Source organism: Dinoroseobacter shibae DFL 12 = DSM 16493 (assembly GCF_000018145.1).
Lineage (GTDB): Bacteria > Pseudomonadota > Alphaproteobacteria > Rhodobacterales > Rhodobacteraceae > Dinoroseobacter > Dinoroseobacter shibae.
The window spans coordinates 2619302-2641265 of the sequence record NC_009952.1; the positions used below are offsets into that span (position 1 = coordinate 2619302).

At 67.3% G+C, this 21964-nt stretch carries 18 protein-coding genes; 7 read left to right on the forward strand and 11 right to left on the reverse strand.

The annotated features are described in order from the left end of the window. Positions 1 to 248 precede the first annotated feature (248 nt). On the forward strand, positions 249 to 1124 hold the full coding sequence (locus tag DSHI_RS12555; protein ID WP_044027867.1) for a hypothetical protein: 876 nt from the start codon (positions 249 to 251) through the stop codon (positions 1122 to 1124). A gap of 9 nt (positions 1125 to 1133) precedes the next feature. Here DSHI_RS12555 and mraY read toward each other — a convergent pair whose 3' ends face one another. The 9 genes from mraY to DSHI_RS12600 form a co-directional block, all read right to left on the reverse strand. Then, the gene (gene mraY / locus DSHI_RS12560) at positions 1134 to 2219 is read right to left on the reverse strand and encodes a phospho-N-acetylmuramoyl-pentapeptide-transferase (RefSeq protein WP_012179134.1); all 1086 of its coding nucleotides are present in this window, start codon (positions 2217 to 2219) and stop codon (positions 1134 to 1136) included. Between the two features lie 12 nt (positions 2220 to 2231). Next, positions 2232 to 3671: a UDP-N-acetylmuramoyl-tripeptide--D-alanyl-D-alanine ligase gene (locus tag DSHI_RS12565; RefSeq protein ID WP_012179135.1), complete on the reverse strand. Its 1440-nt coding sequence runs from the start codon at positions 3669 to 3671 to the stop codon at positions 2232 to 2234. Further along, positions 3668 to 5149 carry a UDP-N-acetylmuramoyl-L-alanyl-D-glutamate--2,6-diaminopimelate ligase gene (locus DSHI_RS12570; protein ID WP_012179136.1) on the reverse strand — a complete coding sequence of 494 codons (1482 nt, stop codon included), beginning with the start codon at positions 5147 to 5149 and terminating at the stop codon, positions 3668 to 3670. The genes DSHI_RS12565 and DSHI_RS12570 overlap by 4 nt, the downstream gene beginning before the upstream one ends. Positions 5150 to 5166: 17 nt before the next feature. Then, a complete protein-coding gene (locus DSHI_RS12575) occupies positions 5167 to 6960 on the reverse strand; it encodes a peptidoglycan D,D-transpeptidase FtsI family protein (protein ID WP_012179137.1) in 1794 nt (597 codons plus the stop codon). Next, entirely contained in the window at positions 6957 to 7313 is a 357-nt protein-coding gene (ftsL, locus tag DSHI_RS12580; protein WP_012179138.1) for a cell division protein FtsL, read from the reverse strand. The genes DSHI_RS12575 and ftsL overlap by 4 nt, the downstream gene beginning before the upstream one ends. After that, on the reverse strand, positions 7310 to 8311 hold the full coding sequence (rsmH, locus tag DSHI_RS12585; protein WP_012179139.1) for a 16S rRNA (cytosine(1402)-N(4))-methyltransferase RsmH: 1002 nt from the start codon (positions 8309 to 8311) through the stop codon (positions 7310 to 7312). Before rsmH ends, ftsL begins: the two co-directional genes overlap by 4 nt. Before the next feature lie 4 nt (positions 8312 to 8315). Further along, the gene (gene mraZ / locus DSHI_RS12590; RefSeq protein WP_012179140.1) at positions 8316 to 8828 is read right to left on the reverse strand and encodes a division/cell wall cluster transcriptional repressor MraZ; all 513 of its coding nucleotides are present in this window, start codon (positions 8826 to 8828) and stop codon (positions 8316 to 8318) included. A gap of 646 nt (positions 8829 to 9474) precedes the next feature. Continuing rightward, positions 9475 to 10563 (reverse strand): Mrp/NBP35 family ATP-binding protein, encoded by a 1089-nt coding sequence (locus DSHI_RS12595; protein WP_012179141.1) that lies wholly within the window; start codon positions 10561 to 10563, stop codon positions 9475 to 9477. Between the two features lie 383 nt (positions 10564 to 10946). Beyond that, positions 10947 to 11402, reverse strand: coding sequence for an Lrp/AsnC family transcriptional regulator (locus DSHI_RS12600; RefSeq protein WP_044027871.1), 456 nt, complete (start codon positions 11400 to 11402; stop codon positions 10947 to 10949). Positions 11403 to 11474: 72 nt separating this feature from the next. Here DSHI_RS12600 and DSHI_RS12605 point away from each other — a divergent pair, with 72 nt between their 5' ends. Next, positions 11475 to 12071 carry a LysE family translocator gene (locus DSHI_RS12605; RefSeq protein ID WP_012179143.1) on the forward strand — a complete coding sequence of 199 codons (597 nt, stop codon included), beginning with the start codon at positions 11475 to 11477 and terminating at the stop codon, positions 12069 to 12071. Positions 12072 to 12077: 6 nt separating this feature from the next. Here DSHI_RS12605 and DSHI_RS12610 read toward each other — a convergent pair whose 3' ends face one another. After that, positions 12078 to 12965 (reverse strand): LysR family transcriptional regulator, encoded by an 888-nt coding sequence (locus DSHI_RS12610; RefSeq protein ID WP_162017712.1) that lies wholly within the window; start codon positions 12963 to 12965, stop codon positions 12078 to 12080. 141 nt (positions 12966 to 13106) lie between these two features. On the opposite strand from DSHI_RS12610, the gene DSHI_RS12615 reads away from it, so the two are divergent. The 3 genes from DSHI_RS12615 (at position 13107) to DSHI_RS12620 (ending at position 14714) form a co-directional block, all read left to right on the forward strand. After that, positions 13107 to 13967, forward strand: coding sequence for an SDR family oxidoreductase (locus tag DSHI_RS12615; protein ID WP_012179145.1), 861 nt, complete (start codon positions 13107 to 13109; stop codon positions 13965 to 13967). 91 nt (positions 13968 to 14058) lie between these two features. Further along, positions 14059 to 14181 (forward strand): hypothetical protein, encoded by a 123-nt coding sequence (locus DSHI_RS23000; protein ID WP_012179146.1) that lies wholly within the window; start codon positions 14059 to 14061, stop codon positions 14179 to 14181. Between the two features lie 224 nt (positions 14182 to 14405). Beyond that, positions 14406 to 14714 (forward strand): EthD family reductase, encoded by a 309-nt coding sequence (locus tag DSHI_RS12620; protein ID WP_012179147.1) that lies wholly within the window; start codon positions 14406 to 14408, stop codon positions 14712 to 14714. Positions 14715 to 14750: 36 nt separating this feature from the next. Here the strand turns inward: DSHI_RS12620 and DSHI_RS12625 are convergent, their stop codons facing one another. Next, positions 14751 to 17162 (reverse strand): ATP-dependent helicase, encoded by a 2412-nt coding sequence (locus tag DSHI_RS12625; RefSeq protein ID WP_044027873.1) that lies wholly within the window; start codon positions 17160 to 17162, stop codon positions 14751 to 14753. Between the two features lie 102 nt (positions 17163 to 17264). On the opposite strand from DSHI_RS12625, the gene DSHI_RS12630 reads away from it, so the two are divergent. Continuing rightward, complete coding sequence (locus tag DSHI_RS12630) at positions 17265 to 18434, forward strand: alpha-hydroxy acid oxidase (protein ID WP_012179149.1); 1170 nt, start codon at positions 17265 to 17267, stop codon at positions 18432 to 18434. A 41-nt stretch (positions 18435 to 18475) separates the two neighbouring features. Continuing rightward, positions 18476 to 21913: a pyruvate carboxylase gene (locus DSHI_RS12635; protein WP_012179150.1), complete on the forward strand. Its 3438-nt coding sequence runs from the start codon at positions 18476 to 18478 to the stop codon at positions 21911 to 21913. Positions 21914 to 21964: the final 51 nt, after the last annotated feature.

Genomic DNA, 21964 nt, shown 5'->3' on the forward strand with positions numbered 1-21964 from the left:
ACCCTAACGTAAACCTTTTTTTGACCCGGCGCGGGCAGCGGGGCTGACAGTGCCGGTTTCCTCGGCATATGCTGCCGTCCACGTCACCTTGGGCCGGGCGCGCAGGCAGAGAGGAACAAATGGCACAAAAAGGCAGGGTCAAACCCCCCGCAGGCGCAGCGGCGGCGCACAGATCGCGCCGCTCAGTCTCGCCCGGCGCACTCGACACCAGTCCAAGGGTCATCGCACAACTCGCCCGGCAACGTGCGATGTTCGGCGCGGTACTTGCAACACCCGCCGCCGGTGTCATCCAGCGGGAGGTCATTCTGGGCAAGGAGTCGAGCTACGCATATCCCAGGACCTATGCCTCCTCCTACGCGCCCGATATCTGCTACAAATCGCGCGAAGAAGCTGAAGCCGCCGACAAACGGCTGGCCGCGGCAGCCGAGAGCCAAGCGGAAAGCGCATCCGCGAGTACGTCCACGGCCGATGCGGCCCCGGCAAGCGGAGCGGGGTCCAGCGCACCCCCCACAGCGCCGCCGCTGAGGTCACGCGCGCCCCAGCGCGCGTCCCCCCCGCCTGCCCCTCTTCGCCCCCTCACGCCGAGTGAGCGCGGCTATCCGCTCGGCTTCGGCTCGATGAAAGAGTTTCGGGACGCCACGCGTCCGGTGGCCGTCGCCAACCGGCATCGCAGCATCATCGTGCGCGGCAGCAGCGTCACAGGCAAATCAGGGGACGGCAGCCGCGATTTCCGTGGGGCCGACTACCCCAACCCACCGCGCAAGAAACCGGCGGGCTTCGACAAGGCCGACTACCGGAGCGATATCGACGTGGGTGTCGTTGGTGCGGACGTCCGCCGTGACCGGGACATCAACCGGCGCGGCTTTCCACGGCCCAAAACAGCCGCAGCGCGGCTGGAAAGGCGGCACCAAAGGGCGGTGAGAGACGCCATCGGCTTCCAGACCGGCCTGAAATTCTTTGCCGAAGCGCCCGACGGTGCGCAGATCGAACGGCCCCACACGCCCGACGGGCGCAGGACACCAATGGGACAGGATGCCTTCAGTGCCGAGCTGTCCGAGAGGCTGGCGCGGCTCGCAGCGGAGCGAGACGCCGGGGACGGCGCCGACAAGGACGCGGATGACTAGCCCACTGGCCTAGCGCACCTTCAGCGTCGCCAGCCCGATCAGCGCCAGGATCAGTGAGATGATCCAGAACCGGATCACGATCTGGCTCTCCTGCCAGCCCTTCTTCTCGAAATGGTGGTGGATCGGGGCCATCAGGAAAACGCGCTTGCCGGTCTTCTTGAAATAGGCGACCTGGATGATCACCGACAGCGCCTCGACCACGAAGATGCCGCCCACCACCACGAGCACGATCTCGTGCTTGGTGGCCACGGCGATGGCCCCAAGGGCGCCACCCAGCGCAAGGCTCCCGGTGTCGCCCATGAACACGGCCGCGGGCGGCGCGTTATACCACAGAAAGCCCAGCCCACCCCCGATCAGCGCCGAGGTGAAGACGAAGATCTCGCCCGTGCCCGGCACGTAATGCACATCGAGATAAGAGGTGAAGTCGACCCGCCCCACCGCGTAGGCAATGACCCCGAGCGTTCCGGCGGCGATCATCACCGGCATGATCGCCAGCCCGTCCAGACCATCCGTGAGGTTCACCGCATTGGCGGAACCCGCGATCACGATCATGCAGAACGGGATGAACAGGATCGACAGGTTGATCAGCGTGTCCTTGAACACCGGTAGGGCCAGTTGCCCCGCCAAGGGCTCCGGATGCAGCAGCAGCGCCCCCGCCCCCGCGATCCCCGCGATACCGAACCCCATGGCCAGCCGCACCCGCCCCGACACGCCCGCGTGGGAGTTCTTGGTGACCTTCTGAAAGTCGTCCATGAATCCGATCAGCCCGAAACTGACCGTGACGAACAGCACCAGCCAGACATAGCCGTTGTCCCACCGCGCCCAGAGCAGCGTCGCCAGCGTCAGCGCCGACAGGATCAACAGGCCCCCCATGGTCGGCGTGCCCTGCTTGGTCTCCAGGTGGCTTTCGGGACCGTCCTCGCGGATCGGCTGGCCGAATCGTTGCCGTTTGCGCAACAAGTTGATGAGCGGACGGCCGAAGATGAAGCCGAAGATCAGCGCCGTGAAGAACGCCCCACCGGCGCGAAAGGTGATATACCTGAACAGGTTGAAGGCGTCCCCGCCATCGGAAATCGAGGTCAGCCAATACAACATGTTCAGAAATCCTTAACTCTCATACCGGGATGCGGGATGCCCAAGTTTGCGCAGGGCGTCAACAACAAGGCTGACCCGGCTGCCCTTTGACCCCTTGACCAGAACCACGTCCCCCGCGTCCACCAGCGCATGCGCGTGAGGCACGAGCGCCTGCGCCGTCTCGACCCAGCGACCGCGCTTGTCCTCGGGCAAGGCCGCGTGCAGGGCCTGCATCCGGGGCCCGACGCAATGCACCAGGGTGATCTGCGCCATGGCGGGATGGGCGGCAAGCGCGGCGTGCATCGCGGCCTCGTCCGGGCCGAGCTCCAGCATGTCGCCGAGAATGGCGATCCGGCGCCCCTTGGCGATCCGCCCGATATCATGGGCGGGGGCAGCCTGGGCCAGCATGTCGAGGGCCGCGCCCATCGAGGTCGGGTTGGCGTTGAACGCATCGTCGATCAGCTCGATCGACATCGCCTCGATCACCGGGTCGAGCTGCAGCCGCTCCCGCGTGCCTCGGCCCGAGGGCGGCGCCCAGGCCCCCAGCGCCATCAAGGCGCGCGCCGGGTCCGCGCCCACGCCCGCGACGCAGGCCAGAACGCCCAGCGCGGTCTCCAGGAAATGGGTGCCGGGGGTGGCGATCTTCAACGCCATCTCCGCACCAGAAAGCTGCGCCCGCGCCACCGCCGCCGTCCCGACCGCCTGCACATCGCTCAGCCGGTGGGTATTGCCCGCGCCCGTGCCGAAGCTCTCGATCCGCGCCCCGGCGTCCTCGGCGGCGGCGCGCAGGATCGGGGTCTGCGGCAGGTCGCCGGGGATCACGGCCAGCCCGTCCGGCTCCAGCCCTTCGAAAATGCTCGCCTTCTCGACTGCGATCGCCTCCAGCGAGCCCAGCGCCTCCAGATGCGCGGCGGCGATGGTCGTGATCAGCGCCGCATGAGGCCGGGCCATGCGGGCCAGCGGCGCGATCTCGCCGGGATGGTTCATGCCGATCTCGATCACGGCGACCTCGGTGCCCGCGGGCATCCGCGCCAGGGTCAGGGGCACGCCCCAATGGTTGTTGAAACTGCGCTCGGCGGCATGGGCCCGACCCTGGCTGGCAAGGGCCGCGCGCATCATCTCCTTGGCGGAGGTCTTGCCGACCGAGCCGGTGATGGCGATCACCCGGGCCTCGGTCCGCGCCCGCCCGGCCCGGCCCAACGCCTCCAGCGCGGTCTGCACATCGGGCACCAGCAACAGGGGCGCGTCCTCGGCCACACCCTCCGGAATGCGGGAGACCAGCGCGGCGCCCGCCCCGGCCGCCAGCGCCTGGGCCACGAAATCATGCCCGTCCCGGGCCGCGGTCAGTGCCACGAACAAATCGCCGGGCGCGAGTTCGCGGGTGTCGATGGACACGCCGGTGACCGCCCAGTCGCCCCGCGCCTGCCCGCCCGTGGCCGCAGCCGCCTCGGCGGCGGTCCACAGCGCGCTCATGCCAGCCGCCCTTCGAGCGCCGCGACCGCCACGCTGGCCTGTTCCGCGTCGTCGAACGGGTAGACCACGTCGCCCACCGTCTGCCCCGTCTCGTGCCCCTTGCCCGCGATCAGCAGAACGTCACCCGGCTCCAGCGCGTCGACCCCGCGCAGGATCGCCTCCGCCCGGTCCGGCACATCCGTGGCCTCGGGACAGCCCGCCCGCACCTGCGCCCGGATCAGCGCGGGGTCTTCGGAGCGGGGATTGTCATCGGTCACGAAGACCACATCCGCCGCCGCCGCCGCGGCCGCGCCCATCAGGGGGCGCTTGCCCGAATCCCGGTCGCCGCCCGCGCCGAACACCACCACCAGACGGCCCAGCACATGGGGGCGGAGCGCGCGCAACGCCGTTTTCAGCGCATCGGGCGTATGGGCATAGTCCACGAAGACCGTCGCGCCGTTCTCGCGACGCGCGACCTTCTGCATCCGGCCGCGCACCGTGGCCAGCCGCGGCAGGAGCGGTACGAGATCCCCGACCTGCGCGCCCGTGGCCATGACGAGCCCCATAGCCACCAGCACGTTGGAGGCCTGGAATCCGCCCACGAGGTTGAGCCGCGCCTGGTGCGCCACGCCCTTCCATGTGAACCGCATCTCCTGCCCGTCGGCATCGAAGCGCTGCGCGGTCAGCCGCAGCATGGCGTCCTTGTGCGTGCCCACGGTCAGCAACTCGGCCCCCGCCCCATGGGCAATCGCCATCATGTCCGCGCCTTTCGGGTCGTCGAGGTTGATCACCGCCATGCCCTGATCGGCCAGCACCCGCGAAAACAGACCCGCCTTGGCGGCAAAATACGCCTCGAACGTCTCGTGATAGTCCAGGTGATCCTGGCTGAAATTGGTGAACCCCGCCGCCACCAGCCGCACGCCATCCAGCCGCCGCTGGTCGAGTCCGTGGGACGACGCCTCCATCGCCGCGTGGGTGATGCCTTGCGCGGCCATCTCGGCCAGCGCCGCATGCAGGGTCAGGGGATCGGGCGTGGTATGGGCGAGATCGGCGGAAAAATCCCCCTCGATCCCCGTGGTGCCGATATTGGCCGCCGCGTGGCCCAGCCCCTGCCAGAGCTGCCGGGTGAAGCTCGCCACGGACGTCTTGCCATTGGTCCCCGTCACGCCGACCATGGTCGCGGGCTGCGCGCCGTACCACAGGGCGGCCGCGGCGGAAAACGCCTGGCGCGGGTCTTCGGCCACGATCAGGGTGACCTCGGCGCCGTCGAGCACATCGCGCGCGATCCGCGCGCCCTCCGCATCGGTCAGGATCGCCCCCGCCCCCATGCGCAACGCATACTGGATGAATTCCGCCCCGTGCACCCGGCTGCCGGGCAGGCCGGCGAACAAGTAGCCCTCCTTGACCTGCCGACTGTCCAGCGCAAGCCCCGTCACCGGGCGCCCGCGTTCCGCGAAGCCCAGCTCCGCCAGCGATTTCGGCCCGTAGCCTACGCTCATGTCCCCGTGCTCCCTGCTCAGTCGCTCACCAGCGTTATCTCAGGATCCCCGAGATATTCAACGGTGGGCCGCAATCCCAGAAGCGGCAGGATGCGCCGGGTGATCTCGGCCGAGACCGGCACGGCGGTCCAGCCCGCGGTGCGGCGCGGCTCCTCGCCTGAGGTCTCCACCGGCTCGTCCAGGGTCACGACCAGCACGTATTCCGGATCGTCCGCGGGAAAGACCGAAGCAAAGGTGGCGATCACCTTGTCGTCGTAATATCCGCCGCCCGCCGCGCGGGGCTTGTCAGCTGTGCCGGTCTTGCCGCCGATGGCATAGCCCTCGATGCGCCCAAAGCTCGCCGTGCCCCGCTCGACCACCGCGTGCAGCATCTCCCGCGAGATCCGCGAGGTCCGCTCCGACACCACGCGCGGCCCCTTCACCGGCGCGTCCTGACGCAGCAGCGTCGGCGTCACCTTCGTCCCGCCATTGAGGAGCGAGGCATAGCCTGCCGCCAGGTGCAGCGGCGAGGTCGAGATGCCGTGGCCATAGCTGATGGTCATGGTGTGGATGTCGGACCAGTTCGACGGCCAGAGCGGGACGGCCCCCGGCGCCTCGATCATTTCCACCGGGGTGGGCGCGAGAAAGCCCAGCTGTTCGAGGAAATCCTTCTGCCGCGCCCCGCCGATCTGCAGCGCCAGCCGCGCCGTGCCGACGTTGGAGCTTTTGACGATCACGTCCGTCACGCTCAGTTCGGGCCCGTAATTGCGGAAATCCCGGATCCGGAACCGGCCCCAGGTCATCGGGCTGGTGGTGTCGAGCATGGTTTCGGGGCTCACCAGGCCCAGTTCCAGCGCCTGCGCGGTGGTGAAGATCTTGAACGACGAGCCCAGCTCGTAGACCCCCTGCACCGCCCGGTTGAAGAGCGGGCTGTCCCCCTGGTCGCCCTGGGTCAGGGGCCGGGGGCGGGAGTTGGGGTCGAAATCCGGCAAGGACGCCTTGGCGATGATCTCGCCCGTATGCACATCCATCAAAACCGCCGCGGCCCCCTTGGCATTCATCAGCCGCATGCCCGAGGCCAGCACATCCTCCACCACCGCCTGCACGGTCAGGTCGATCGACAGCGCCAGCGGGGTCGAGGCCGTGGCGGGATCGCTCAGCCGCGCGTTGAAGGCCTTCTCGACCCCCGCGACACCGATCAGTTCGGCCGATTGCACCCCCTCGCGCCCGAAACCAGTACCACCCAGGATATGCGCCGCCAGGGCGCCGTTGGGGTAAAGCCGCATCTCGCGTGGCCCGAACTGCAGCCCCGGATCGCCGATATCATGGACCGCCTGCATCTGCTCCGGCGAGATTCGGCGCTTGAGCCAGAGGAACTTGCGCTCGCCGGTGAACCAGTCTCGCATCCGCGCCTCGTCGAGGTCCGGGAAGATCCGCGCCAGCTCCGCCGCGGAGCGTTCCGGTTCGGTCATCAGGGGTGGCTGGGCATAGAGCGAATGGCTCACCAGGTTGGTGGCCAGCACGCGGCCCTCCCGGTCGACGATATCGGCCCGCGCGGCATCGATGCGCGCGTCGCTCACGGCGGCCACGGGCTCGGCCACGGGCTCCGAGGCGATGGCCCACATCCGAACGCCCACAAGGCCGAACACCAGCAGGCAAACACAGGCCGCCAGCAGCAGCCGCTGCTCGGCCATCACCCGCCAGTCGTCGCGCAGCGCTTCGTGACGACGCCGGATGTTCTCGCGCTCGATCAGGTCGGGATTGCCGCCGGTCTGGCGAGCATGCAGGATCCGGGCCAGCGGCCGCAGCGGGGTGCGCAGACGGTTGCTCATGGCCGCCGTCCCACGTTCTGCTCACTCACCTCGATGGTGTCGATCAACGCCCCCTCCAGCGAGGGCGGTCGCGGATAGGCCACCTGCTCCACCAGGCCGAAATGCCCGGGCGTGAGCGGCAGAAGCTCCAGGTCCTCGAAATTGAGCTTCACCAGGTCGGCCAACCGATCCGGCCGGTTCAGATAGGCCCACTCCGCGCGCTGCACCGCCAGCGCCTCGCGGGTATCGCCGATCTGCGCCTGCACCGCGCTGAGGCGTTTCAGCGCCTGCTGGGTCTCGAAATTCTCTTGATAGGCCCAGTAGGCCAAACCGACCACCGAGCCGATTGCGAGGGTATAAAGCAGCGTCCTCATGGTGTCTCCGTCAGGGTGTAGAGATGCGGCAGGCCAAGGGCCGCGCGATCAGCCGGCATCGCCGGCGCGGCCGTGCGCCGCCCGATGCGCAGCCGGGCCGACCGGGCGCGCGGGTTGGCGGCGACCTCGGCTTCCGTGGGCGCGATGGCCTTGCGCGGCTCCAGCCTGAAGCGGGCGGGCGTGTCTTCGGTCTCGGGCGCATAGCGGTTGGCACGCCCGGCGCCGCCACTGGCCTGGGTGAAAAACCGCTTCACGATGCGGTCCTCGATGGAATGAAACGTCACGACCGCCAGCCAGCCGCCGGGCTCCAGCGCCCCTTCCGCCGCCTCCAGCCCGCGCACCAGCGCGCCCAACTCGTCATTCACCGCGATGCGCAGGGCCTGGAAACTGCGCGTGGCGGCATGGCTCTGGCCCGGCTTGGGGCGCGGCAGGCAACTCGCCACGATCTCGGCCAGCTGCGATGTCCGGGTGATCGGTGCGACAGCCCGCGCCGCCACGATGGCTCGTGCGATCCGGCGCGCGGCGCGTTCCTCGCCCAGATGGAACAGGATATCGGCCAGCATGTCCGCGTCTTCCTCGGCCACCAGGTCCGCCGCCGAGCGCCCGTGCTGCGCCATACGCATGTCCAGCGGCCCGTCGCGCAGAAACGAGAACCCCCGCTCGGCCCGGTCAAGCTGCATCGACGACACGCCCAGATCAAGCACGACGCCGTCCAACGGCCCGCCCGCATGGGCATCCAACGCTTCGAAATTCCCCGCCACCAGCCGCAGCCGGTCGCCGTAATCCCCGGCCCAATCCGCAGCCATCTCCAGCGCCAGAGGGTCCTGATCCACCCCGATCACCCGGTCCGCCCCGGCCTCCAGCAACCCGCGCGCATAGCCCCCCGCCCCGAAGGTGCCGTCGAGCCAGGTGCCCGTGATCGGTGCGCAGCGGGTGAGGATCGGCTCCAGCAGAACCGGGATATGGGGCGCGTTGGGGGGATCTTGCGCCGCGACCATGGCGCTAGTGCGTCTCGCCCGGCGGCGGCGTGGGCTCCAGGAAGGTGAGCGGGTCCACATCTTCGTCGAGATCGTCCAGCCAGCTGCCCATCTCGCCCATCTTCGCGGCATAGCCCTCGGGCGACAGGATCTGAAACGTATCGCCGGTGGCCAGGAAATGCGCCTCGCCCTCCAGCCCGATCTTGGCGCGCAGCTTGGCAGGCAGCACCAGGCGCCCGGTCTCGTCCACCGAGGTCTCGTGCGCCTGCCCGGTGAACAGCGTCTCGAGCATCCGGCGCGGTTTGGAGCCACGCGGCAGGCGCGCGATCTTGGCGTCGACCTCCGCCATCGCGGCCATGGTATAGCATTCGAGGTAATTCTGACGGTGATCGCCATAGACGATCACCAGTTCGGGGTTGCCACCGGCGGTCCAGCGGGGATCGTTATCCTCCAGCACACGGCGAAAATTGGCCGGGATCGACACCCTGCCCTTGCTGTCCACCTTGTGGACGCTTTCGCCTCGGAACATGCGCGCCACGCAGACCCGCCCCTTTGCCTGCCCCCCCGACGACCCCGAGGGGCCAGAAATGGAAAACGGCGGATCGTGCTGCTGCCATAGCCCGATCCGCCGCACTCGACCCAGAGACTGGGTGTGATCAACGCTGACACCATCTGGGGGGATGTCTGCTCGTGTCGCGCCAACCGTCGTTCGAAATGCGCGGGCCTGTATGAAACCTGTCCTTTTGTCGGTTGCGGTCGTTGTGTGCCGCGTGTTGTCCGTCGCTTTCGATGGGATCTTTATTCCATGGGAAAACTTGGGAAGCAATGGAAAAGTTTGGGAAGAGACACCTCAACACTCGCAAACCGGGGATCTTAATGCAAGTAAAGATGCGTTAAGACCTCTACATTTTGTCTCAATTTGCGGCTTCGGGCGGCGAGCGCCTCTAGATATGGACATACCGAGCCGGTGCCGCGCGCGCGTGGCACGGTGAAAGTTTTTTGGGTTAACAGGGGATTTTGGGCGAAATCCGGGCCGATCCGGCCGAATCACCGGCTTTTTGGCGTCTGTGATGGCCCGGAAACCCGTGAAAAACCGGCGGCGATCTCAGCGCCGGCCGGAAATTTCCCATACCGTCCCATGGACTATCCCATGTGATCCCATTTTCAGCCCGCGGCCGCCCGGCTCAAGCCATGCCGCCACGCACCAGCCCCTCGGCCAGTCGGGCGTAAGCCTCCGCCTCGGGCCCGTCCCCGGCTGCAATCGGGGTGCCCCCGTCGCCCGCGACCCGCACGTCGATGCTCAGGGGCAGCTCCCCCAGGAAGGGCAGGCCCAGCGCCTCGGCCTCCGCCCGCACGCCGCCATGGCCGAACAGATGCGCCTCGTGCCCGCATTTGGGACAGTGATAGCTCGACATGTTCTCGATCAGGCCCAGAACCGGCGTCTTGAGCGTGTTGAACATGTCCAGCGCCTTGCGCGCGTCCAGCAAGGCCACATCCTGCGGGGTCGAGACTACGATCGCGCCCGTGACCGCACTGCGCTGGCACAGGGTCATCTGCACATCCCCCGTCCCCGGCGGCAGATCGACGATCAACACGTCCAACTCGCCCCAGGCCACCTGGCTCAGCATCTGCTGCAACGCCCCCATCAGCATCGGGCCGCGCCAGACCACCGCCTTGGCCGGGTCCAGCATCAGGCCAATGGACATCATCGTCACCCCGTGGGCGGTCAGCGGCAGGATCGTCTTGCCATCGGGCGAGGCAGGCCGCTTGGACACGCCCATCATCCGCGGCTGCGACGGACCGTATATATCCGCATCCAGCAGCCCGACCCGCCGCCCCTGACGCGCCAGCGCCACGGCAAGGTTCGACGACACCGTGGATTTGCCCACGCCGCCCTTGCCCGAACCAACGGCCAGAATACGGTCGACACCGGCGATCTTGGCGGGCCCCTGCCCCTTGTCCGGCGTCGGATGCCGCCCGATCTTGAGGCTCGGCGGCTCGCCCGCCGGTGCAGCCTTGGGCGCGGATTTCGGTCCATGCGCGGTCAGCACCGCCTGAACGTCCTCCACCCCTGGCAGGGCCTTGACCGCCGCCTCCGCCGCGTCCCGCACCTGGGCCAAGCCCTGCGCGGCCTCGGCGCTCTCGGCCTCGATCACGAAGCGGACCGTGGTCCCCTCGACCGCCAACGCCCGCACCAGGTCGCGTGAGACCAGGTCGCCGCCGCCGGGCACCGACACCTTCGCAAGTGCAGCAAGAATATCATCGCGTGTCACGTGAACCCCCAAACCGTTTGGTCAAAGATTGGGCACAGGCATGCGCAAGACAAGAGAGCCGGGGCTTTTTCCACTCCTCCCCCACGATTCAAAGCGCTTGCAGGCCCCTTAATTCGGAATTGCAGAATGAGTAATGCAGGAATTGCATAACTGATTTGTCGTCACAGGTCTTGTTGCAGCGCAGCATACGCGTATATTCAACCTCAACAACGGGCGGCGATGACACGAACTTCGAAGCCCAGCGGTGCAGACCCAAGCGTAAGCACCGCGAACCAGATCAGAAAGCCCCTCCTCCTCCCTGGGTTTTCTGTAATATGCGGCGGCGCTTTCCTCCTCCCTAGCGTCGCCGCTTTTTTTTGCCCGATCGCCACCCGACGCCAAGCTCAGCAAGCCCGCGCATCCTTGGGACTGTCCATTACCACATAGGATGTCAGGCTGGAGACCTGCGGCAGCGTGCCCAGCACATCGGTGTGAAACGTCTTGTAAGCGGCGAGATCCGCCACCTCCACCCGCAGCAGGTATTCCACCGTGCCGGTCACGTTGTGGCACTCCCGCACCTCTGGCGCATTGGCGACCGCCCGCTCGAACCCGGTCTGGTCGGCCTTTGTATGCTCCGACAGTCCCACCGCGATATAGACGGTAAACCCCTGCCCCAGCGCCGCGCGGTTCAGCACCGCCTTGTAGCCCTGGATGATTCCCGTGCGCTCCAACTCCTGAACCCGGCGCAGGCAGGCCGAGGGCGAAAGCCCCACGCGCTCCGCCAGGTCGAGATTGCTGAGCCGGCCATCGCAGCTCAGCTCATGCAATATCCTTTCGTTGATCTGGTCCAATTTCGCCATGAGTTGCAAACTTTTCGGTTTCTGTGCGATCTTCGCAATACAATTCGGCGCCCCAAGGCGCAAGGTTGCGCAATGACACTGGATACACTCCTCGCCCTCATGGCCTTCGCGCTGGTCTCTTCGATCACGCCGGGGCCGAACAACCTCATGGTGCTGACCTCGGGGGCCAATTTCGGGATGCGCCGCACCCTTCCGCACCTGCTGGGCATCAGCCTGGGCCATGCCTTCATGGTGCTGCTGCTGGGGCTGGGCCTTGGCGAGGTGTTCGTCGCCTGGCCCCCGGCCCACACCCTCCTGAAGGCTGCCAGCCTTGCCTACATGCTCTGGCTCGCCTGGAAGATCGCCCATGCCGCCGCCCCCGAGGGCGGGGCAGGCACAGGCAAACCCTTCACATTCTTGCAGGCCGCCGCGTTCCAATGGGTCAATCCCAAGGCCTGGATCATGGGGGTGACGGCGGTGACGGTCTACGCCGCCCCCGGGGGCGGGGCGCTGGGGGCGGCCCTGGTGGCGCTGGCGTTTTGCGCCACGAACTTCCCTTCGGTTTCGGTCTGGGCCTGGATGGGCACGCAAGTCGCCCGCTGGCTGCGCGACCCCGCACGGCTGCGCGCCTTCAACTGGACCATGGCGGTGCTGCTCATCGCCTCGATGGTGCCGGTCCTGTTCGGATAGCGGCGCCTAGGACACGATCAGGCCGCCCACCCCGCGCACCTTTTCGCGCAGGAACGGGATGAACCGCGAGATGCGGGCCGGAACGACAATCGCCGGCTGGCGCACCGCATAGAGCGGGAACGCGTCCTGCGTGTAATCCGGCAGGATCTCGACCACCTCGCCCGCGGCGATCAGGTCGGAAAAGGCCCATCGCGGCCCGCTATGGATACCCGCCCCCGCGCGCACCGCCGCCACGGCCGACCGCACCGCGTTGATCGCGATGCCGTTGCTGCGCCGCACCTCGACCACCTGCCCCTCCGGCGATCGCAGCTTCAGCGGGGCATTGCGATTGCCGGGGACAAAGAAGATCGCGGGATGCGCCAGCAGATCCGAAGGCGTCCGCGGCGCCCCGTGAGCCTCCACGTAGGCACGCGAGGCCACCAGAACCCGGGGCAGTTCGGCCAGCTTGGTGGCGATCAGGCTGCTGTCGGGCAGCTTGCCCGCCCGGATCGCCACGTCGATCTCGTTGGCGCCCATGTCCACGAAGCCGCTGGCCAGCACCAGGTCGAACTCCACCGCCGGATGCCGCGCGCGGAACTCCAGCAGCCAGGGCGCCAGGAACTCCTGCCCGAAATCGATCGCCGCTGTCACCCGCAAGAGCCCCGAGGGCGTATCGGTCTCGCCGCCGATTTCCGCCTCCAGCGCTTCCAGCTGGTCGATGATCGCCCGCAGCCGCGCGTAATAGGCCCGCCCCTGCGCCGTGGGCCGGGTGGCATTGCCGCTGCGCCGAACCAGCTTGGCGTTCAGTCGCGCCTCGAGCTGCGCCACCCGACGCGAGATACCCGACGGGTCCTGCCCCAGCGCCCGGGCCGCTGCCCGAACCGAGCCGGTCTCCACCACTTTCAGGAACGCCATCTCGCTCGCATTACGCATGAGGTGTTGTGAAATACGCAACATCAGGTTGTCAATACCGCGGCTGCCGCGGGAAAACCCCATCGCCTATCTCTCAATCATCGCCGCAGGAACAGGCCCGCGGCCCAAACAGGAGAGATCGACATGACCCAGACCGGACCTGACCTGTCCCGCCGCGCCACCCTTCTGGGGCTCGGCGCCACCGGGCTCACCGGCGCCACTGTCACCGCCGCAACCGCCCAGACCGCGCCCTCCCGCCCCTTGGCGGGCAAGGTCGCCATCGTGTCCGGGGCACGCAACAACATGGGGCGGGCCTTCGCTATCAAGATGGGCGAGATGGGCGCCGACGTGGTGGTCCATTACCACCGGGCGGAAACCCTCGACCAGGCCGAAGACACCGCCCGGCTGGTCGAGGCCGCAGGCGGGCGCGCAGCCCTGACCATGGGGAATCTTGGCCAAGTCGAGAACGTGCGCGCCATGTACGACACCGCCGAGCAAGCCTTCGGCGGGGTGGATATCGTGATCAATAACGCAGGCGCCATCCTCAAGAAACCGATGGCGGAATTCACCGATGCCGAGTTCGAGCAACTCGACGCGATCAACAACCGGGCCCTGTTCTATTCCCTGCGCGAAGCCGCCCTGCGGATGCGCGACGGCGGGCGGATCATCAACATCGGCACCTCGCTGAAGGCCGGGGCCGCGCCAGGCTACACGATCTATTCCGGCACCAAGGCCCCGGTGGAGGAATACTCCCGCATGCTCGCCAAGGAGTTGGGGCCGCGCCTTATTACCGTGAACACCATCGCCCCGGGCCCCGTGGACACGCCGTTCTTCCACGCCCAAGAAACCGAGCAGAGCGCAGCATTCGCAGCGCGGCTCTCGACCGAGCAGCGGCTGGGCCGGATCGAGGATATCGCGCCTCTCGCGGGCTTTCTCGCCAGTCCCGAGAGCCAGTGGATCAACGGCCAGACCGTCTGGATCAACGGCGGCTACCTGACCCGCTGACAGGCCCGCCCGATCCTCTCGCCCCCGCCCCGCGACGCACATCCGGGCGGGGGCGGCGACCCCCCGACACCAAACCGACAGGAGACAGGCCATGAGCCACCAAGACGCCAAAAACCGCACCGCTTATCGCCGGATCGCCCTGCGCAGCCTCGCCACGTTTTCCGGGCTGGTTCTGGCCCAGACCCTCGCGGCCGGGCTGGTGTTTTCCCTCTGATCCCGCCACGGCGCCCAAGCCCGTTCGAACGGGCTTGAGCACGCGATTTGCAAATCGCGTTGCAAGCGCCTTCCAAGGCGCTTGTCCAAGCCGCTTCGAAGCGGCTTCTCCCGCCTCAGCCGCCGCGCTTTGCGCCGGACAACCAGAACGTCCCGCTTGTCGCGCCCCGCTGATTGGCTACGGTGATGTCCGTCGGCACACCGCCGAATGAGGAGGACGCCCCCATGCCCATGACCCTGCAAGTGCTCTACCCCACCGAAGGTGGTACCAGCTTCGATTATGCCTATTACACCGGCAAACACATGGAGATCGTAACCGAACACATGTCCGCGCATTTCGACAGCGTGCTGGTGACCCGCGGCCTCGCGGGCGGCCCCGACACCCCGCCCGGCTTCCACGCGGTCGCCACCTTCACCTTCGCCGACCAGGCCGCGCTCGACGCCTGCCTTGCTGCCGCGGGTCCTGCGGTCGGGGACATCCCGAATTTCTACAGCGGTCAGCCCCAGATGCTCATCGGCGAACAGATCGGCTGACCGGCGCGCGGACGGGGTGTCGGGCAGGCGCGCCGCTCAGAACGGCACGTCATCCGCCCTGTCCGCCGCAACCACGAATTTCGCCACCAGCTTCTTGACCCCGGCCTTGTCGAAGGCGACCTCCAGCTTGTCGCCTTCGATCCCCGTCACCGCGCCGTAGCCGAATTTCTGGTGAAACACCCGGTCGCCGAGCCCATGGGCCGGCACCGCCGTCGCGTCGATCACCATGTTGCGCGCCTCGCGCGGCTGGCTCGTGCCCCGTGCGCCCGCGCGCGCCTGCATCCGCCGCCAACCTGGCGAATTGTAGACATTCGCCTCCGCCGCCTTGGTTTCCAGTTGGGAGCCGGCAAAGACCCCGTCCGGCATTGCCCCCGGCGCAGCCGCGCCATAGCCGCCGCCATAAAGCCCCGGCGGGGTCAGCACCTCGACATGGGCCTCGGGCAGCTCGTCGATGAACCGCGAGGGCATTTGATCCTGCCATCGACCAAAGACTCTCCTGTTGCTCGCGAAAGAGATAGTGCAGAGTTCCTCGGCGCGAGTGATGCCGACGTAGGCCAAGCGGCGCTCCTCATCGGCTTCTCGGCCTATTTCGACCTTGCCTGTCTGATCGTCTATCGAACGTTGCGACGGGAATATGCCGTCCTCCCAGCCCGGCAGGAACACGGCCGGAAACTCCAGCCCCTTGGCCGCGTGCAGGGTCATGATCGACACCTGCGGCCCCGCATCGCCCTTGTCGTTGTCCATGACCAGCGAAACATGCTCCAGGAACCCCTGCAGGTTCTCGAACCCCTCCAGGGCCTTAACCAGTTCCTTGAGGTTCTCCAGCCGCCCCGGCGCCTCCGGCGTCTTGTCGTTCTGCCAATGGGTGGTGTAGCCGCTCTCGTCCAGGATCACCTGGGCCAGCTCCACATGGTTCGCACCGTCCCGCGCCGCCGCCGACCAGCGGTCCAACCCGTCGATCAGCAGCCGCAATTCCGCGGCCCCCTTGCCGCCCAGCCCCTTGGCCGCCAGCAATATCCGCGCGCCTTCCTTGAGCGGCACGCCATTGGCCCGCGCGGCCGCCTGGATCTTCGCTTGGGCCTTGTCGCCCAGACCCCGCTTGGGGGTGTTCACGATCCTCTCGAAGGCCAGGTCGTCCTCGGGGCTGGTGACCACGCGGAAATAGGCCATGGCATCACGGATCTCCATCCGCTCGTAGAACCGCGGGCCACCGATCACCTTGTAAGGCAGCCCGATGGTCAGGAACCGGTCCTCGAAGGCGCGCATCTGGTGGGAGGCACGCACGAGGATCGCGATCTCGTTCAACGCGAAGGGCCGCATCCCGCGCGTGCCGTTCTGCATCGACTCGATCTCTTCACCGATCCAGCGGGCCTCTTCATCCCCGTCCCAATGGCCGATCAGGCGGACCTTCTCGCCCTCTTGCGCATCGGTCCACAGCTCCTTGCCGAGCCGCCCCTTGTTGCCGGAAATCACCCCGGAGGCCGCGGCCAGGATATGGGGGGTGGAGCGATAATTCTGCTCCAGCCGGATGACAAGCGCGCCGGGGAAATCCTTCTCGAAGCGCAGGATGTTGCCCACCTCGGCCCCGCGCCAGCCATAGATCGACTGGTCGTCATCACCCACGCAGCAGATATTCTTGTGCCCGCCCGCCAGAAGCCGCAGCCAGAGATACTGCGCGACGTTCGTATCCTGGTACTCGTCCACCAGGATGTAGCGGAACCAGCGCTGGTACTGCGCCAGCACGTCCTCGTGTTTCTGGAATATCCCCACCACATGCAGCAGCAGATCGCCGAAATCCGTGGCATTCAGGGTCTTCAGCCGCTCCTGATAAGCGGCATACAACTCCACCCCGCGGGAATTGAAGGCCGACGCCTCGGCGGCGGGCACCGCATCCGGCGCCCAGGCGCGGTTCTTCCAGCCATCGATGATGTGCGCCAGCTGCCGCGCGGGCCAGCGTTTCTCGTCGATATTCTCGGCGACGATGATCTGCTTGAGCAGCCGGACCTGGTCGTCGGTGTCCAGAATGGTGAAGTTCGACTTCAACCCCACTAGTTCCGCATGCCGGCGCAGCAGCTTCACGCCGATCGCGTGGAAGGTGCCGAGCCAGGGCATCCCCTCCACCGGCTGGTTCATCAGGGTCGCCACCCGCTCCTTCATCTCGCGGGCGGCCTTGTTGGTGAAGGTCACCGCCAGGATCTCGTTCGGCCGCGCCGTCCCTGTCAGCAGCAGATGCGCGATCCGGCATGTCAGCGCCTTGGTCTTGCCCGTGCCCGCGCCTGCGAGCATCAGAACCGGACCGTCGAGCGATTCAACCGCCTGCCGCTGGGCCGGGTTCAACGTGTCGAGATAGGGGGCCGCCCGCGCCCCTGCGGCCTGTGCTCGGGCGCGCGCCGACAGGGACAGGGCCGCGCCCTTCTCGAACGCATCGGAGTCGTCAAAACTGTTCATGCCTCTGACCATAGCGCGAAGCCCCCCGGGGGGAAAGCTATGTTCCACATCTGTTCGCAATTCCGTCATTGCGCAATCAGATGAATGGATTAGCAAGGGCGCATGGATTTCGACACGACCCATCCGGCCATTTCCGACCTGCGGCGCGCAGCACGGCGCCGCATCCCCGGCTTCGTGTTCGAATATCTCGACAGTGCCACGGGCGACCGCGAGATCGGGGTGCAGACCACGCGCGCGGCGCTCGACGCGATCCACCTGCTGCCCGGCATCCTGCACGGGCAGATCACGCCGGAGCTCGAAACACCACTGCTCGGCCAGACCTATGCCCGCCCCTTCGGCATCGCCCCCGTGGGCATGTCCGGGCTGATCTGGCCCGATGCGGAACGGCTCCTGGCCGCGGAGGCCGCGACCGCGCGCATTCCCTATGGCCTCTCGACCGTGGCCACGCAGACGCCCGAACGGGTCGGCCCCGTGGCGGGCGAGATGGGCTGGTTCCAACTCTACCCCCCCGCCGACCCGGGCATTCGCGACGACATCATGGCCCGCGCCCGCGCCTCCGGCTTCGGCACCCTGGTGCTGACCGTGGACGTGCCCGCCGACAGCCGCCGGGAGCGCCAGCGCCGTGCCAACCTGACCATTCCGCCGAAGATCACCCCGCGCATGATCTTCCAGATGATCCTCCACCCGACCTGGGCCCTCGGGATGGCGCGGCACGGCACACCGTCGCTGAAACTCGCCGAGAGCTATGTCGAGAAAACGGGCGCTGCCAGCTACATGGCCCATGCGGGCAAGGCGATCCGGGGCGCGCCGGACTGGGCCTACCTGGACGCGGTGCGCGCGGGCTGGGACGGGCCGCTGGTGGTCAAGGGCGTGCTGCGACCCGAGGATGCGGTGCGCCTGCGCGCCGCCGGGGTCGACGCGATCTGGGTCTCGGACCATTCCGCCCGGCAGTTCGAGGGCGGCCCCGGCGCCATCACCCAACTGCCCGCGATCCGCCGCGCGGTCGGCCCCGACTGCCCGGTGATCTACGACAGCGGGATCGAAGGCGGGCTCGACATCCTGCGCGCCGTGGGGCTGGGGGCGGATTTCGTCATGCTGGGCCGGGCGTGGCATTTCGCGCTCGCAGGCCTCGGCCCGGCAGGCGTGCGCCACCTGATCCACATCCTGACCCAGGACCTGGTCACGAACATGCAAATCTGCGGCATTGCCAAGCTCGCCGACTTCCGCGACCAATTGGCTACCCACTCCTACGGGGTTTCAGGACAGGCCTGAACGCCCTATACGGACAATAAAGTTTACCAATGAGGGCCTCCATGACTGATTTTCAGAAGATCCTGATTGCCAATCGCGGCGAGATCGCCATCCGGGTGATGCGCGCGGCCAACGAACTGGGCAAGAAAACGGTCGCGGTCTATGCCGAGGAAGACAAGCTCTGCCTGCACCGGTTCAAGGCAGACGAGGCCTACAAGATCGGCGAGGGGCTCGGCCCGGTCGCGGCCTACCTGTCGATCGACGAGATCATCCGCGTGGCGAAGCTCTCGGGCGCGGACGCAATCCATCCGGGCTACGGCCTGCTGTCCGAGAACCCGGATTTCGTGGATGCTTGCGTCGCCAACGGCATCGCCTTCATCGGGCCCAGGGCCGAAACCATGCGCGCGCTCGGCGACAAGGCCTCCGCGCGCCGGGTGGCGATCGAGGCAGGCGTGCCGGTGATCCCCGCCACCGAGGTGCTGGGCGACGACATGGACAAGGTCCGCGCCGAGGCCGAGGCGATCGGCTTTCCGCTGATGCTCAAGGCGTCCTGGGGCGGCGGCGGGCGCGGGATGCGCCCGATCTTCGACCCCGACGAGGTGGCCGATAAGGTGCGCGAGGGCCGGCGCGAAGCCGAAGCCGCCTTCGGCAATGGCGAGGGCTATCTGGAAAAGATGATCACCCGCGCGCGGCATGTCGAGGTGCAGATCCTCGGCGACAGCATGGGCAACATCTATCACCTGTGGGAACGGGACTGCTCGGTTCAGCGCCGCAACCAGAAGGTCGTCGAACGCGCCCCCGCGCCTTACCTGTCGTCCTCGCAACGCGAGCAGCTGTGCGAACTGGGCCGCAAGATCTGCGCCCATGTGAATTACGAATGCGCCGGCACCGTCGAGTTCCTGATGGACATGGATACCGGCGAGTTCTTCTTCATCGAGGTGAACCCCCGCGTGCAGGTCGAGCATACCGTGACCGAGGAAGTCACCGGCATCGACATCGTTCGCGCCCAGATCCTGATCGCCGAGGGCAAATCCCTGGTCGAGGCCACCGGCATGGCCAGCCAGTACGACGTGCAACTCAACGGCCACGCGATCCAGTGCCGGATCACCACCGAAGACCCGCAGAACAACTTCATCCCCGACTATGGCCGGATCACCGCCTATCGCGGGGCGACCGGCATGGGCATCCGGCTCGACGGCGGCACCGCCTATTCCGGCGCGGTGATCACACGCTACTATGACAGCCTGCTGGAAAAGGTCACCGCCTGGGCCCCCACGCCCGAGGCGGCCATCGCCCGGATGGACCGCGCCCTGCGCGAATTCCGCATCCGGGGTGTCAGCACCAACATCGCCTTCGTCGAGAACCTGCTGAAGCACCCGACCTTCCTCAACAACCAGTATACCACCAAGTTCATCGACGAGACCGAGGAGCTGTTCCAGTTCCCCAAGCGCCGCGACCGGGCGACCCGCATCCTGCGCTACATCGCGGATATCTCCGTCAACGGACATCCCGAGACCGAAGGCCGCCCCAAGCCGCCCGCCACGCCGCGCGCGCTCAGGGCCCCCGCGCCGAAGGCCGCGCCCGCCCCCGGCACCCGGACCCTGCTGGAGAAAAAAGGCCCGCAGGCGGTGGCCGACTGGATGGCAGCGCAGAAACAACTGCTGATCACCGACACCACCATGCGTGACGGGCACCAGTCCCTGCTGGCCACGCGGATGCGGTCCATCGACATGATCCGGGTGGCGCCGAGTTACGCCGCGAACCTGCCGCAGCTCTTCTCGGTCGAATGCTGGGGCGGCGCGACTTTCGACGTGGCCTACCGGTTCTTGCAGGAATGCCCCTGGCAACGGCTCCGCGACATCCGCGCGGCGATGCCCAACGTGATGACCCAGATGCTGCTGCGCGGCTCGAACGGCGTGGGCTATACCAACTACCCCGACAACGTGGTGCGCGCCTTCACCCTGCAGGCCGCCGAGAGCGGCGTCGACGTCTTCCGCGTCTTCGACAGCCTGAACTGGGTCGAGAACATGCGCGTCGCCATGGACGCGGTGCTGGAATCGGGCAAGGTCTGCGAGGGCGCGATCTGCTACACCGGCGACATCCTCGACCCGAACCGGGCGAAATACGACCTGAACTACTACGTCACCATGGGCAAGGAGCTGCGCGAGGCTGGCGCCCATATCCTGGGGCTGAAGGACATGGCGGGGCTGCTGAAACCCGCCTCCGCCCGGATCCTGATCAAGGCCCTGAAGGAAGAGGTCGGCCTGCCCATCCACTTCCACACCCATGACACCGCCGGTATCGCCAGCGCCACGATCCTGGCCGCCGCCGAGAGCGGCGTGGACGCGGTCGATTGCGCCATGGACGCGCTGTCGGGCAACACCTCCCAGGCGACGCTCGGCACGGTGGTCGAGGCGCTGCAACACACCGACCGCGACACCGGGCTCGACATCAAGGCGGTGCGCGAGATCTCCGACTACTGGGAAGCCGTCCGCGGCGAATACGCGGCCTTCGAGAGCGGCATGCAGGCCCCCTCCTCCGAGGTCTACCTGCACGAGATGCCCGGCGGACAGTTCACCAACCTCAAGGCCCAGGCCCGCTCGCTCGGGCTTGAGGAACGCTGGCACGAGGTCGCCCAGACCTATGCGGATGTGAACCAGATGTTCGGCGACATCGTGAAGGTCACGCCGTCGTCGAAGGTGGTGGGCGACATGGCACTGATGATGGTCAGCCAGGGCCTGAGCCGCGCGGATGTGGAGGACCCCGACCGCGACGTGTCCTTCCCGGATTCGGTGATCGACATGATGCGCGGCAATCTCGGCCAGCCTGCGGGCGGGTTTCCCGAAGCGATCGTCGCCAAGATCCTCAAGGGCGAGTCCCCCAATACCGAGCGCCCGGGCAAGCATATCCCGCCCGTCGATCTCGAGAAGACCCGGGCCGATCTCGCCGCGCAGCTGGAGGTGGATATCGACGACGAGGACCTCAACGGTTATCTGATGTATCCCAAGGTCTTCACCGATTACATGACCCGCCATGCCGAATACGGCCCCGTGCGCACCCTGCCCACGCGGACGTTTTTCTACGGCATGCAGCCCGGCGACGAGATCGAGGTCGAGATCGACCCGGGCAAGACCCTGGTGGTGCGGATGCAGACCGCGTCCGAGACCAACGAGGATGGCGAGGTCAAGGTGTTCTTCGAGTTGAACGGCCAGCCCCGGCAAGTCCGCGTCCCCAACCGCAAGGCCGCCGCGTCCGTGGCGAAACGGCCCAAGGCCGAGCTGGGCAACCCCAACCATGTGGGCGCGCCGATGCCCGGTGTGGTGGCCTCGGTCGCGGTGCAGGCGGGGGCCTCGGTCAAGGAGGGCGATCTGCTGCTGACCATCGAGGCGATGAAGATGGAAACCGGCATCCATGCGGAGCGCGACGCGGTGGTCAAGGCCGTCCACGTCACCCCCGCCGCCCAGATCGACGCCAAGGACCTGTTGGTGGAGCTGGAGTGAACCGCTCGCCCGGGCGGCGCGATGCGGGCGCCCGGGGCTGTTAACCTATTC